The following is a 14,160-nucleotide window of genomic DNA, read 5'->3' on the forward strand; positions in this document are numbered from 1 at the left end:
CGCCCCGCCGGCGTCCTACTTGCTGTTCTTCTCGACCGCGTGGCCACCGAACTGATTGCGCAGCGCGGCGATCATCTTCATCTGCGGCGAGTCCTCCTGCCGCGAGGAGAAGCGCGCGAAGAGCGAGGCCGTGATGGCGGGGAGCGGCACGGACTTGTCGATCGCGGCCTCGACCGTCCAGCGGCCCTCGCCGGAGTCGGCCGCGTAGCCGCGAAGCTGCTCCAGGTGCTCGTCCTCGTCGAGCGCGTTGACCGCGAGGTCGAGGAGCCAGGAGCGGATGACGGTCCCCTCCTGCCAGGAGCGGAAGACCTCCCGGACGTCGGTGACCGAGTCGGCCGCCTCCAGGAGCTCCCAGCCCTCGGCGTACGCCTGCATCATGGCGTACTCGATGCCGTTGTGGACCATCTTCGCGAAGTGGCCCGCGCCGACCTTGCCCGCGTGCACGGCGCCGAAGTCGCCCTCGGGCTTGAGGGCGTCGAAGATCGGCTGCACCTTGGCGACGTTCTCCTCGGTGCCGCCGTACATCAGCGCGTAGCCGTTCTTGAGGCCCCAGACGCCGCCGGAGACCCCGCAGTCGACGAAGCCGATGTCCTTGAGGCCCAGCTCGACGGCGTGCTTCTCGTCGTCGGTCCAGCGGGAGTTCCCGCCGTCGACGACGACGTCGCCGGGCTCCAGGAGCGCGGCGAGTTCGTCGACCGTGGACTGGGTGGCGGCGCCGGCCGGGACCATGACCCAGACGACACGCGGACCCTTGAGGCTGCTCACCAGCTCTTCGAGGCTGCCGACGTCCGAGACGTCCGGATTCCGGTCGTAGCCGATGACGGTGTGGCCTGCGCGGCGGATGCGCTCGCGCATGTTGCCGCCCATCTTGCCGAGGCCGATGAGACCGAGCTCCATCACTGTTCCTTAGGTCGCGTGCTGGCTTTCGTACCGGTGTCCGAGCCTACTGCCGGGGGGCCGTGCACACCTGTGGGCTCAGCCGCTCAGCCGTACCGGCATGATCAGGTACTTGTAGGCGTCATCGGCCTCGGCGTCGACGGCCGGACGGCCGCTCAGCAGCGCGGGCTTCGTGGAGGTCGTGAAGGAGAGCTGCGCGACCGGCGAGTCGATGGCGCTGAGGCCGTCGAGGAGGAAGGTCGGGTTGAAGGCGATGGAGATGTCGTCGCCTTCGAGCTGCGCGTCGACGCGCTCCACAGCCTGTGCGTCGTCGCTGGACCCGGCCTCCAGGATCAGCACGCCCTGCTCGAAGCTGAGCCGCACCGGGGTGTTCCGCTCGGCGACGAGCGCGACGCGCTTGACGGCCTCGACGAAGGGCGCGGTCTCGATGACGGCGACCGAGTTGAACTCGGTGGGGAACAGCGTGCGGTACTTCGGGAGGTCGCCCTCCAGGAGCCGCGTGGTGGTGCGGCGGCCCGCGCCCTCGAAGCCGATGAGGCCCTCGCCCGAGCCGGAGCCGGAGAGCGCGATCGTCACGTTGTCGCCGTTGGTGAGCGACTTGGCGGTGTCGAGGAGCGTCTTCGCCGGAACGAGCGCGACGGCCGAGATCTCGGCGTCCTCGGGCTTCCACAGGAACTCGCGGACCGCGAAGCGGTAGCGGTCGGTGGAGGCGAGGGTGACGGTGTCGCCCTCGATCTCGATGCGCACGCCCGTGAGGACGGGAAGCGTGTCGTCGCGGCCCGCGGCGATGGCGACCTGCTGCGCGGCGGAGGCGAAGACCTCGCCGGGCACGGTGCCGGTCGCGGAGGGCATCTGCGGCAGCGCCGGGTACTCCTCGACGGGGAGCGTGTGCAGCGTGAAGCGGGACGATCCACAGGTGACCGTCGCCCGTACACCGTCTGTGGAAATCTCCACGGGCCGGTTGGGCAGGGCACGGCAGATGTCGGCGAGGAGCCGCCCGGAGACGAGGACGGTGCCCTCCTCCTCGGTCTCCGCCTCGACGGAGACCCGCGCCGAGACCTCGTAGTCGAAGCCGGAGAGGCTCAGCGTCCCCTCCTCCGCCTTCAGCAGCAGGCCCGCGAGGACCGGAGCCGGCGGGCGAGCCGGGAGGCTGCGTGCCGCCCACGCCACTGCCTCCGCGAGTACGTCGCGTTCCACCCGGATCTTCACCTGAGCCCGCCTCCTGCGTGATTCCTGCTCGTCTGCCGCCGCTCGCCCGCTTCTCGCGGCAGCTGCGCTGTCTGGTGCCCGCTCCCCTCGGGGGCCGGGACCGTGTCGCCCCCGGCCTGGGGAAGCGAGGTGTCCCTCGGCCCTCGGCGGGGAAGGACGTCGGTGTCCAGTCTGACGCACCGCACTGACAGCTGGTGCCCTTGGTCGTCAAATCGGCCTCCGGGCTCTCCGGGGCCCTCGAAGCGAGTTGTGCACAGGCCCCGCTTCGAAACGAATTCCCAGCTCTCTCTAGTCGTTAGTAGTAGTAGGGCCTGTGGATACCGTGGATAACCCCGTTTCCGCAGCTCAGAGCCGGTTTTTTATCCCCAGGTCCTGGGGACGGAGCCTGGGGAGAACCCGGGGTAACTGTGGACAGCCGAAAGTTGTGCACAGGGCGTCCACAAGAGGGGCCGACTTGTCCCCAGCTGTGTCCCCAGATTCGCGACCGTTTCCCACAGGGGGTCTGTCAGCTTCGCTGTGACGCCTTTCACTCGGCCCGGTGAGAGCGAGTGTTTTGTTGCCGAACAGTGGACAGCCCTGTGGAGAAGCTGTGCACAACCACCCCCTCCCTGTGGGCAGCCGACCGAACCCGGTGGACAAGCCTTCCGCGCGGCCTGTGGACAAAAAGTTCTCCACAGCCTGTGGATAACGGTTTTCCACTAATCCCCAGCCACCTGACCAGCCAGGACCGTGTCCGCACAGCCTCCCCTGTGGACAGGATCTGGACAACTCCGCTGTCCCCACCATGTGGAGGAAAAAAAGTCGCCGAATCTGTGGACAACACCCGTAACCCGCCGGGGAATCGAACAGGGAGGGGGTGAGGGGAGGGGGCGAGGAGGGCCGGGGGAGGGCGCGAGGTGGGGTGATGGGGGGTGGGGAGGTGGGGGGCGGGGCCTTGTTGGGGGTGGTGGGGGGTGATTGATGGGTGGTTGGCGCACGGGGGAAGGGGTGACGGGGGTGGGTTTCTCGACGGGAGCACGTGGGGTGATGGGGCGTTAGGGGGGCTTGGGTGGCTGGCGGGTGCTGGGGGCGGGAAGTGGTTCTGCGATGAGGGGCGTGGCTGAGCGGTGCTGTCGGCGGGGGTGGTGCGGCTCTGACGGTGGGGGCGGGCGCGGCGCCCAGCGGGGGTTGGTGAGGTGCTTCGACGGTCGGTCAGGCCGACGTGAGCTGGGGGTGGGTGGGGTGTGCGGCGGGCCGGGAGCTGGCGGTGGTGAACCGGCATCAGGGGCGGGTTCGCGGGAGGTGTCCGGCCGTCGTAGGCGGCTCATGGCCCACGGCTCGCCCGCTTTCGGTGAGCGCGGCGGTACGGGCCTCGGGGGGCGGAGCCGGGGGATGGCCGAGTTGGCGGGGGCCGGCTGAGGGCGCGGGATTTTCGTGCGGCGGCTGGGCACGGAGGCAGCCGCAGTGGGACCGGGCCAAGTGCGTTGTCCGCAACGATCCGCGCGTGCCCGTACGTTGAGCCGCGCCGGAGGTCTCGGCACGCGATCCCGCCTGCGGCCCGAAGACGTGCACAGGGGGTGTCCCGTACGGCTGCGGCGGTCTGTCACCGCTGGTTAGGTGCGCTGCCCGCCGCAGGCGCAGCGGCCCACCGCATGGCGATCACCGCGCAGCGACCGGCACACCGCGCTCACCACGGAGCGGCCACCGCGCCGCGAACACCGCGCCGCGAACACCGCGCAGCGGACAGCCCCCACCCGCCCTGGGGGGCTCCCCTTCATTCATTATTTCGCGGATCGCAAGCCGTTCCCCGCCCCTCCCCCCAATCTGTGGATAACCCAGCCCAAATAAAAAATCCCGTCACTCTTTCCGGTGACGAGATTTCCGCGAAGCCCGAGGGCCCACAGACCAGCCGACCAAGAACCAAGCGGACCTACGCCCTGCACCCCCACGACCCGAGTCGCCCCGGAGTGACGCCACCCAAGGCCCCTCACCCCAAAGGCCCCTCGCCCCCACGGCCTACGTCACCCAACAACTCACCCCACCCTGAGCCCCGCACCCCCACCGCCCGGAGACCAGCCCCCGCACCTCGCCCCCGAGCCCTTCCTCACCCGCCGAGACCCCCGGAGACGGCCCCAGACCACCCGAGTTGACCCGAGTCGGCCCGCGACCACCCGAGTCCCCCGACCCCCGGCCCCCCGCCCCCAACTACCCGTTCTTAATCCGGTTCGTCAGTTCCGTGACCTGGTTGTAGATCGAGCGCCGCTCCGCCATGAGCGCGCGGATCTTCCGGTCGGCGTGCATGACGGTCGTGTGGTCGCGACCGCCGAACTGCGCGCCGATCTTCGGCAGCGAGAGATCGGTCAGTTCGCGGCACAGGTACATCGCGATCTGCCGTGCCGTGACCAGCACCCGGCTGCGCGAGGAGCCGCACAGGTCCTCGACGGTCTGGCCGAAGTAGTCCGCGGTCGCCGACATGATCGCCGAGGCCGTGATCTCGGGTGAGGCGTCCTCGCCGCCGGGGATGAGGTCCTTGAGCACGATCTCGGTGAGGCCGAGGTCGACGGGCTGCCTGTTCAACGAGGCGAAGGCGGTCACGCGGATGAGCGCGCCCTCCAGCTCACGGATGTTCCGCGAGATGCGCGAGGCGATGAACTCCAGGACCTCGGGCGGGGCGTTGAGCTGCTCCTGGACCGCCTTCTTGCGCAGGATCGCGATACGGGTCTCCAGTTCCGGCGGCTGGACATCCGTGGTCAGTCCCCACTCGAAACGGTTCCTGAGCCGGTCCTCGAGCGTCACCAGCTGGCGCGGCGGGCGATCGGAGGAGAGCACGATCTGCTTGTTCGCGTTGTGCAGCGTGTTGAAGGTGTGGAAGAACTCCTCCTGCGTCGACTCCTTGTCCGCGAGGAACTGGATGTCGTCGACGAGCAGGATGTCCATCTCGCGGTACCGCTTGCGGAAGCTGTCGCCCTTGCCGTCGCGGATGGAGTTGATGAACTCGTTCGTGAATTCCTCGGAACTCACGTACCGCACCCGCGTCCCGGGATACAGGCTGCGCGCGTAGTGACCGATCGCGTGCAGCAGGTGCGTCTTGCCGAGCCCGGACTCGCCGTAGATGAAAAGCGGGTTGTACGCCTTCGCCGGCGCCTCGGCCACCGCGACCGCCGCCGCGTGCGCGAAGCGGTTCGACGCGCCGATCACGAAGGTGTCGAAGAGGTACTTCGGGTTCAGCCGCGCCGTCGGCTCCCCCGGCCCGGCCGCGGGCGCGGGCTGTGCGGCGAGCGGCCCCGGCGCCCCGCTCGGCGCCAGCGAGGGCCCGCCCTGCGAGGGCAGCGGCACGGGGCCGCGCTGCCTGCCGGGCCCCGGCCGCGCCGCCTCGTCGCCGCGCTCCCGTTGCTCACCGGCGCCGTGCTCCTCGTAGCCGCGCGGCTCCTCGCGTGGGCGCTGCTCCTCGTAGCCGCGCCCGTACCCCCCGCGCGCGCCGGGCTTCTCGTACGTACCGCGCTGCTGCTCGTACGGGGACGAGGGGCGCTCCTGCTCGTAGCGCTCGCCGGATTCGTACCGCTCGCCCGGCTCGTAGCGCTCGCCGGACTCGTACCTGTCCCCCGCATCGAAGCGCTCGGGACGCTCGGGACGCTCGGGACGCTCGGGACGGTCCGGCTGCTCGTACCGCTCGTCCCTGCCCTCGCGCCCGTCCTGCTTCTCGTACGGGGAGCGCTCGGCCGGTGCCTGCCGGTAGTCGCCGCGCCCGCCCTGGCCGTACGCCTCGGACTCCGTGTAGCCGAGGCGCTGCTGCTGCCAGCCGTAGTCCTCGTGCACGCGCGGCCAGGAGCCGGGCGCCTGGTACTCGTGGTAGACGGGGCGGACGTGCGGGCCGCGCTCGATGGGCGGTTCGTAGAGGGTCTGGGCCTCGATCGGCTCGTACCGCTCCTGCGTCTCGTACCGCGGCTGGCCGGGCTCCTCGAAACGGGGGCGCGGCACCTGGACGGGCTCCTCGTAGCGAGGCGGCGCGGGGGCGTCGCCCATCGACTCGTCGACCGTGATCGCGATGCGGATGGGACGCCCGCACTCGCGGCTGAGCGTCTCGCTCACCACTGGCGCGAGCCGGCCCTCCAGGACGGTCTTGGCGAACTCGTTCGGCACCGCGAGCAGCGCCGTGTCGGCGACGAGCGCGAGGGGCTGGCAGCGCCGCACCCAGTGCTCGTCCTTGCCCTCGACGCCCGGAGCCCTGCTGTCGGGGCCCTCGCCGAGCAACTGGTCCACCACGCGCGGCCACACTGCGGCAAGATCGGCGGGTACGTCAGCCACAGGGCACGCTCTCTCACACGGTTCCGGCGCACTCCGTGGAGTGGTTCCGGGGCGGGTTCACACAGGTCGGATCGGGGTGGATCAGTGGCTGGGGCTCAGCCGCGGCATCCGGAAAGGCTTCCCGGGCGGCGGCGTGGCACAAAGGCACGAGGGTTCCAGTCCAGCCACGGTAGTCATCGGGGCGCGTACGGTTCAAGTTGTTGTCCACAGCCTGTGCACAGTGTCGCGCACCCGGGCTGGTTTGACCGGAAGAGCCCCGCCCGCGTACCGTGCACAGGTCGAGTTGTCGATGGCTGCTGCCGCCTGCCTCCGATGGGCATGGATCGCAACCGAACTTCACGATTCCGATGAGTCGCGGTCCGGGTGATCAATACAAAGCGGTGCACTCGGTGCGTTGAACGAGCTACTCGTGGGCGCACGGTGACAGCCAGGGCGACGCCCGCCACCTACTGATCTTTACTGGAGCCCCCGAGTGAGCAAGCGCACCTTCCAGCCGAACAACCGTCGTCGCGCCAAGACCCACGGCTTCCGGCTGCGGATGCGTACCCGTGCCGGCCGCGCGATTCTCGCGTCTCGCCGCAACAAGGGTCGCGCCCGTCTGTCCGCCTGATCCTGTACAGGTCATGACGCCGTGCTGCCTTCTGACAACAGGCTGAGGCGGCGCGAGGACTTCTCGACCGCAGTACGCCGAGGACGCCGCGCGGGTCGCCCGCTGCTGGTAGTCCATCTCAAGAGCGGTTCCACGGACCCGCACGCCACCGGGGAGAACACTCCTCCGGTGCGTGCGGGTTTCGTCGTGAGCAAGGCGGTCGGCAAGGCCGTCGTGCGCACCTCGGTGAAGCGGAAGCTTCGTCACCTCATACGAGACCGCCTTTCGCTCCTGCCCCCCGGTAGCCTGGTGGTGGTACGCGCGTTGCCCGGGGCGGGCGACGCCGATCACGCCCAACTGGCCCGAGACCTCGACGCCGCCCTGAAGCGGCTGCTGGGAGGGGGCACCCGATGAAGTACCCACTGCTCGCGCTGATCAAGCTCTACCAGTGGATCATCAGCCCCTTGCTGGGGCCGGTGTGCAAGTACTATCCGTCGTGCTCCCACTACGGCTTCACGGCCATCGACCGCCACGGAGCGATCAAGGGGACGGCATTGACCGCCTGGCGCATCCTGCGCTGCAACCCCTGGTCGCACGGTGGGGTCGATCACGTACCACCGCGCAAGCGCCCCCGATGGCACGAGGCGCTGCGTGCTGCCTGGCGGGCGCGGTCCCAGGGACCCGCCGCCACGCCTGTGTCTCCCGAGGGCGGTACGCCCCCCGAGGGTGGTGCCCCGGCCGGGGTCAGTGCCCCGGACTCATCCAGCCCGGTCGCCGAGACCCCGTCCCCCGCTCAAGGAGCCTGATTAGTGGACACGATTGCCAGTTGGTTCAGTTTCATCACGACACCCGTCTCCTGGGTGATCGTGCAGTTCCACACGCTGTACGGATGGATCTTCGGCCCTGACACCGGCTGGGCCTGGGGCCTGTCCATCGTGTCCCTCGTGATCATCATCCGGATCTGCCTGATCCCGCTCTTCGTGAAGCAGATCAAGGCGACCCGTGCGATGCAGACGCTGCAGCCCGAGATGAAGCGCATCCAGGAGCGCTACAAGAGCGACAAGCAGCGGCAGAGCGAAGAGATGATGAAGCTGTACAAGGAGTCGGGTACCAACCCGCTCTCCTCGTGCCTTCCCATCCTCGTGCAGTCCCCGTTCTTCTTCGCGCTGTACCACGTGCTCGACGGCATCGCGTCGAACAAGAAGATCGGCGTCATCAACGACAAGCTCCTCGACTCCGCCCAGCAGGCGCACATCTTCGGTGCTCCCCTCGCCGCGAAGTTCACGAGCGGCGCCGACTCGCTCGGTGCCGACCTCACCACGGTGCGCATCGTCACCGCGTGCATGATCGTCATGATGTCGGCCTCGCAGTTCTTCACGCAGCGCCAGCTGATGACGAAGAACGTCGACACCTCGGTGAAGACCCCGTTCATGCAGCAGCAGAAGATGCTGATGTACGTCTTCCCGGTCATGTTCGCCGTCTTCGGCATCAACTTCCCCGTCGGTGTCCTCCTCTACTGGCTGACCACCAACGTGTGGACCATGGGCCAGCAGATGTTCGTCATCCGCCAGAACCCGACCCCCGGTTCGAAGGCCCAGGCCGCCTACCTGGAGCGTCAGCTCAAGCACCTCACGCACACCGGCAAGGTCCGCACCAAGCGGGACCGCACCGCGATCAAGGCGATCGTCTCGAAGGGCCGGGAGCGCAACGAGGCCGAGCGGAAGTTCATCAACGGACTGAGCAAGGCCGGCCTCGCGGCCCAGCCCGACGGCACCGTCGTGAAGGGCGAGAGCAACGTCGCGACCCTTGACGGCGACGAGCCCACCAGTGGCACCGCCGCGCAGCGGCGTCAGCAGCCGAAGCGGCAGTCGAAGTCGCAGCGTCAGTCCGGCACCGCCGCTGTCGGCGGCTCGGCGTCCGGTACGGACGCGGACTCCACCGGTACGGGCAAGGGCGGCACCAGCGCCTCCGGGGCCAAGCCCCAGGGCGGCAACGCCGCGCAGAAGAAGAGCGCCGGCAAGAACACGGGTGGCGGCTCCAGCGCCGCGAAGCCCGCGGGGGGCGGCAAATCCGGTGCGTCCGGCTCCCAGGCCAAGCAGGGTCAGCGCAAGGGTGGCCCGCAGCGTCCCAAGCACCCGTCCTCCAAGAAGTAAGAAGGAGTCCAGCCCGTGACGGAAGGCACTACCTCCGCCGCTCCCGAGGAGGCCACCGACGGTGGCGACTCGCTCAGCCGTCTGGAGCAGGAAGGCGAGATCGCCGCGGACTACCTCGAAGGTCTGCTCGACATCGCCGACCTCGACGGTGACATCGACATGGACGTCGAGGCCGATCGTGCCGCGGTCTCCATCGTCAGCGACAGTGGCCGGGACCTCCAGAAGCTCGTCGGTCGTGACGGCGAGGTCCTGGAGGCTCTCCAGGAGCTGACCCGGCTCGCCGTGCACCGGGAGACCGGTGACCGCAGTCGGCTGATGCTGGACATCGCGGGCTACCGGGCGAAGAAGCGCCAAGAGCTGAGCGAGCTGGGGGCCGAGGCCGCCGCCGACGCGAAGAGCAGCGGCGAGCCGGTCCGGCTGCGTCCCATGTCGCCCTTCGAGCGCAAGGTCGTGCACGACGCGGTCAAGGCGGCGGGGCTCCGCAGCGAGTCCGAGGGCGAGGAACCGCAGCGGTTCGTCGTCGTCCTGCCCGCCTGAGCCCGCGGGTACGGGCGCGTCCGGTACGTCCGTACCGCTCGCGTCCCGTGCGGCCGGGGCACCCGGTCCCGGGTCCCCGCGGCCCCGCAGTCCCCGTGTCCGGCCCCGTCTGACCTCAGGCGGGGCCGGATTGCGTCGGGTGTCCCCGGCGCCTTGTCCCCCTTTCCCTTTCACTTTTCACGAAGCTGTTCCAGGAGAACGAGCCCCGGCCACCATGGCCGGGCGCGAGAGCGCGGTACGGAAGGACGGTCCCCGTGACGGAGGCAGCACAGCTCCCCCCGGCCCCGGAGGTAGCCAGGCAGGTCTTCGGCGAGAGCTTCGCCGACGCGGTCCGGTACGCGGAACTCCTCGCCGACGCAGGGGTGCGCCGGGGGCTCATCGGCCCGCGCGAGGTGCCGCGGCTCTGGGAACGCCACCTCCTCAACTGCGCGGTGCTCTCCGAGGTCGTCCCCGAAGGGGTCACCGTCTGCGATGTGGGCTCCGGGGCCGGGCTCCCGGGCATCCCGCTCGCGCTGGTCCGCAGGGACCTCAAGATCACCCTTCTTGAGCCGCTCCTGCGGCGCACCAACTTCCTCACCGAGGTCGTGGAACTCCTCGGCCTCGACCACGTGACGGTCGTCCGCGGCCGGGCCGAGGAAGTGCTCGGCACCCTTCAGCCGGTCCACGTCGTGACCGCCCGCGCTGTCGCCCCGCTCGACCGCCTCGCCGGCTGGGGCGTTCCGCTCCTGCGGCCGTACGGCGAGATGCTGGCGCTGAAGGGCGATACCGCTGAGGAGGAGGTGCGCAACGCGGGCGCCGCGCTCAGCAAGCTGGGTGCCGTACGTACCTCTGTGCTGCACGTCGGTGAGGGCCTGGTGGACCCGCTCTCGACCGTCGTCCGGGTCGAGGTGGGGGAGAGCCCCGGCGGGGTGCGCTTCGCCGCGAAGCGGGCGAAGGCGGCGCGGACGGGAAGGACGACCCGGAGGCGACGCTGAAGCCGGTGCAGGGAACGGCTTGCTGAGCGGGCCGCTCGTCAGCGAGAACGGGCGGGGCGATGTTTCACGTGAAACATCGCCCCGCCCCTTCTCGCTGGATGGTGCGGACGAGCTTGCCGGGTGGTGCCGACGAGCCGTTCGAGGGCTGCTTCGCTCGCCCGTTGCGGCTCTCCGCTTGGGCCGACCGGTGGGGAGTACGCCCGGCGGGGTGTAGGCAGCGCGGGCAGGGCGTGGGTGACGGAGTGTCTGCCCCGCCCCGAGCGAGGGGCTCGGCATCGTGTTTCACGTGAAACATCGCTCGTTGCTTCAGGGCATCATCGGCCGGGGCCGCTCGGCGGCCGAACCCCGCGAACGCAGGCCCCTGGGGAAAACTTCGGGGAAGTCCGCACCTCGCTCACTCGGAAGAGTGGCGGGATTTTCGGAAAGGGCGAGTCTATCCACAGAAGACAGGACCTCACTGGTTGCAGGGGCTCCCGGCATGGGAGGCTCTGTTCAACGCGAGCCTGAAGTCGAGGAGGGTGAATCCTTGCGGTCCGATGCCCCTATCGCAGGACCGATGACCGAACCGGTCCCCGGTCCCCGTACCGAAGCCGAGGGCGATGTTCCACGTGAAACATTGCCGTCCGCTCAGAACATCCCGGCCGTTCCTGGTGGTCAGCGCGCTGCCGCGGAGGCCCTCGGACGTAGCGCCGAGGGAATGCCACGTCCGGAACAGACCCGGATCATGATCGTGGCGAACCAGAAGGGCGGGGTGGGGAAGACCACCACCACCGTCAATCTGGCCGCTTCGCTCGCCCTGCTCGGCTCGCGTGTACTTGTGATCGACCTCGATCCACAGGGGAACGCCTCGACCGCCCTGGGGATCGACCACCACGCCGAAGTCCCGTCCATCTACGACGTGCTGGTGGAGAGCAAGCCGCTCTCCGATGTGGTGCAGCCAGTGCGCGATGTCGAAGGTCTCTTCTGTGCCCCCGCCACCATCGATCTCGCCGGTGCCGAGATCGAACTCGTCTCGCTGGTGGCTCGGGAGAGCCGCCTCCAGCGGGCGATCCAGTCGTACGAGCAGCCGTTGGACTACGTCCTCATCGACTGCCCACCCAGCCTCGGCCTGCTCACCGTGAACGCACTGGTGGCCGGAGCCGAGGTACTCATCCCGATTCAGTGCGAGTACTACGCCCTGGAGGGCCTTGGGCAGTTGCTGCGCAACGTCGAGTTGGTGCGGGGGCACCTCAACCCCACGCTCCACGTCTCGACGATCCTGCTGACGATGTACGACGGCAGGACGCGCCTCGCCTCACAGGTGGCCGATGAGGTACGCAGCCACTTCGGAGCGGAGGTGCTGCGGACGAGCATTCCTCGCTCGGTCCGTATCTCCGAAGCTCCCAGCTACGGCCAGACCGTACTGACTTATGACCCGGGTTCCAGTGGTGCCCTCTCCTACTTCGAAGCGGCTCGCGAGATCGCGCTTCGGGGAGCGGGTGTCTTCGAGGTCCCGGAGTCCGCCCCTGGCACGGGCACAGAGACCGCACAACACAGCATGGTGGAGGGGACACAGTGACAACACAGCGCAGGGGGCTCGGGCGTGGGCTCCAGGCCCTCATCCCGACGGCGGCGTCGGCCGAGAAGGCAGCCGCTGCCACGGCCACACGGTCGGACGGACCTCGCGTACCGGCGGCCGGCGGGCCCGTCTTGGGCGAACGGGGCGTGGCAGCGGCCAAGCTGACGACGCCGGTCGAGAGCGATGTTTCACGTGAAACATCGGAGAGCGAGCAGCGCGGCGGGCTGCCTCCGGCGCCGGAAGGCGCCTTCTTCGCCGAGCTTCCGCTCGATCAGATCATCCCGAACCGCGATCAGCCGCGAGCGATCTTCGATGAGGACGCGCTCCGCGAACTCATCGACTCGATCAAGGAAGTGGGGCTGCTTCAGCCCGTCGTCGTGCGCCAGCTCGACGAGAAGCAGTTCGAGCTCATCATGGGTGAGCGCCGTATGCGGGCCAGCAAGGAGGCCGGTCTCACGACGATCCCCGCGATCGTCCGGGCCACGGAGGACGACCGGCTGCTCCTGGACGCGTTGCTGGAGAACCTGCACCGTTCCCAGCTCACGCCACTCGAAGAGGCTCACGCCTACGAGCAGTTGCTGAAGGACTTCAACTGCACCCATGAGGAACTGGCGAAGCGGGTGGGCCGGTCGCGTCCGCAGGTGACCAATACGCTGCGCCTGCTGAAGCTCTCGCCGTCCGTGCAGAAGAAGGTGGACGCGGGGGTGCTCTCCGCCGGCCACGCGCGGGAGTTGCTGTCGGTGGAGGATTCCACCGAGCAGGACAAGCTCGCCGAGCGGATCATCAGGGAGGGGCTCTCCGTCCGCGCGGTGGAGGAGATCACCCACCTCATGCGTTCGCACCCCGGCCCGGCGAAGAGCACGCCGAAGCCGCGGGCGGGTTCGGTGACCTCACCGGCGCTGAGCGAACTGGCCGGTCGGCTCTCGGACCGTTTCGAGACGCGTGTGAAGGTGGACCTGGGGCAGAAGAAGGGGAAGATCGTCGTTGAGTTCGCCTCAGTGGACGACCTTCAGCGCATCCTCTCCCAGCTCGCCCCGGACGAGGGTTCGCTCTTCTCGACGCAGTCCCCGGCAAAGGATGAGAAGCACGACGACGAAAGCTGATCCCTCCTCGTCGGGGCCGATGTTTCACGTGAAACATCGGCCCCGACGTGCGTGGTGGGCCGGAAGCCGGGCGCTCTTTGCCCGCACGCGGTGTCGACCCGGTGGCGTCATGGATACGATGCGAGCGGGTCCGCCCTTCGGGCGTCGGTGAGCACCCCCGCGCAGGCGGGCGGTGGGCCGGAGCGGTGGCCCAAGGAAGTGAGGAACTGCCTTCATGGGGCGTCGCCTGGTACCGCTCACCCTGGACAACCTCGCTGATCTGCCGATGCCGTGTCGGGAGTGCGTCTTCTGGGAACTCGACTCGGTGCGTGGCGGGGAGGCCGTGGCACAGGGCACCGCCGCGCAGGAGAAGGAAGCCTGGCTCTCCGGCGTTCTCCTGGAATGGGGCTCCTGCGGCCGAGTCGTCTACGTGGACGACGTCCCCGCGGGCTTCGTGCTCTACGCTCCTCCCGCCTACGTCCCCCGCTCCACGGCCTTCCCGACGAGTCCGGTGGGTCCGGACGCCGTACAGCTCATGACCGCCCGCATCCACCCCGGCTATCAAGGTCAGGGCCTGGGGCGGGTACTCGTGCAGACGGTCGCCAAGGACCTGCTGCGGCGCGACTTCAAAGCCATGGAGGCGTTCGGGGACACGCGTGGGGCCTCGGCCACGTGTCTCCTGCCCGCGGAGCATCTGCTCGCGGTGGGCTTCAAGACCGTACGGGCGCACCCGACGAGGCCGCGGTTGCGACTGGAGCTGCGGTCCACGGTCTCCTGGAAGGAAGACGTGGAGCACGCGCTCGACCGGCTTCTCGGCGCGGTCCAGAAGGAGCCGACCCTGCGACCGCTCTGACTCCCGATGTTTCACGTGAAACAT

Annotated in this window: 12 protein-coding genes; 9 read left to right on the forward strand and 3 right to left on the reverse strand. The window is 69.1% G+C overall.

What is annotated here, in order from left to right; genetic code table 11:
* Positions 1–15 precede the first annotated feature (15 nt).
* From gnd to dnaA, 3 genes are all read right to left on the reverse strand, one after another.
* Entirely contained in the window at positions 16–897 is an 882-nt protein-coding gene (gene gnd / locus STTU_RS15625) for a phosphogluconate dehydrogenase (NAD(+)-dependent, decarboxylating) (RefSeq protein ID WP_043255319.1), read from the reverse strand.
* Between the two features lie 78 nt (positions 898–975).
* Positions 976–2,106: a DNA polymerase III subunit beta gene (gene dnaN, locus STTU_RS15630; RefSeq protein WP_010268730.1), complete on the reverse strand. Its 1,131-nt coding sequence runs from the start codon at positions 2,104–2,106 to the stop codon at positions 976–978.
* Between the two features lie 2,184 nt (positions 2,107–4,290).
* Positions 4,291–6,390: a chromosomal replication initiator protein DnaA gene (gene dnaA, locus STTU_RS15635; protein WP_007824503.1), complete on the reverse strand. Its 2,100-nt coding sequence runs from the start codon at positions 6,388–6,390 to the stop codon at positions 4,291–4,293.
* 472 nt (positions 6,391–6,862) lie between these two features.
* Between dnaA and rpmH the strand changes: the two genes are divergently transcribed.
* From rpmH to STTU_RS15670, 9 genes are all read left to right on the forward strand, one after another.
* A complete protein-coding gene (gene rpmH, locus STTU_RS33145) occupies positions 6,863–7,000 on the forward strand; it encodes a 50S ribosomal protein L34 (protein WP_009067336.1) in 138 nt (45 codons plus the stop codon).
* Between the two features lie 21 nt (positions 7,001–7,021).
* Positions 7,022–7,393, forward strand: a complete 372-nt coding sequence (gene rnpA / locus STTU_RS15640) for a ribonuclease P protein component (RefSeq protein WP_009067335.1) — start codon at positions 7,022–7,024, stop codon at positions 7,391–7,393.
* A complete protein-coding gene (yidD, locus tag STTU_RS33150) occupies positions 7,390–7,785 on the forward strand; it encodes a membrane protein insertion efficiency factor YidD (RefSeq protein ID WP_007824509.1) in 396 nt (131 codons plus the stop codon). The genes rnpA and yidD overlap by 4 nt, the downstream gene beginning before the upstream one ends.
* Positions 7,786–7,788: 3 nt before the next feature.
* Positions 7,789–9,132 (forward strand): membrane protein insertase YidC, encoded by a 1,344-nt coding sequence (yidC, locus tag STTU_RS15645; RefSeq protein ID WP_043255321.1) that lies wholly within the window; start codon positions 7,789–7,791, stop codon positions 9,130–9,132.
* 15 nt (positions 9,133–9,147) lie between these two features.
* Complete coding sequence (locus STTU_RS15650; RefSeq protein WP_009067333.1) at positions 9,148–9,669, forward strand: protein jag; 522 nt, start codon at positions 9,148–9,150, stop codon at positions 9,667–9,669.
* 254 nt (positions 9,670–9,923) lie between these two features.
* A complete protein-coding gene (gene rsmG, locus STTU_RS15655) occupies positions 9,924–10,643 on the forward strand; it encodes a 16S rRNA (guanine(527)-N(7))-methyltransferase RsmG (protein ID WP_007824511.1) in 720 nt (239 codons plus the stop codon).
* A gap of 478 nt (positions 10,644–11,121) precedes the next feature.
* Entirely contained in the window at positions 11,122–12,201 is a 1,080-nt protein-coding gene (locus STTU_RS15660) for a ParA family protein (protein ID WP_009067331.1), read from the forward strand.
* The gene (locus tag STTU_RS15665; protein ID WP_199785023.1) at positions 12,198–13,304 is read left to right on the forward strand and encodes a ParB/RepB/Spo0J family partition protein; all 1,107 of its coding nucleotides are present in this window, start codon (positions 12,198–12,200) and stop codon (positions 13,302–13,304) included. The genes STTU_RS15660 and STTU_RS15665 overlap by 4 nt, the downstream gene beginning before the upstream one ends.
* 214 nt (positions 13,305–13,518) lie before the next feature.
* A complete protein-coding gene (locus tag STTU_RS15670) occupies positions 13,519–14,136 on the forward strand; it encodes a GNAT family N-acetyltransferase (RefSeq protein WP_007824519.1) in 618 nt (205 codons plus the stop codon).
* The last annotated feature ends 24 nt before the right edge of the window (positions 14,137–14,160 follow it).

This window comes from Streptomyces sp. Tu6071 (assembly GCF_000213055.1).
Lineage (GTDB): Bacteria > Actinomycetota > Actinomycetes > Streptomycetales > Streptomycetaceae > Streptomyces > Streptomyces evansiae.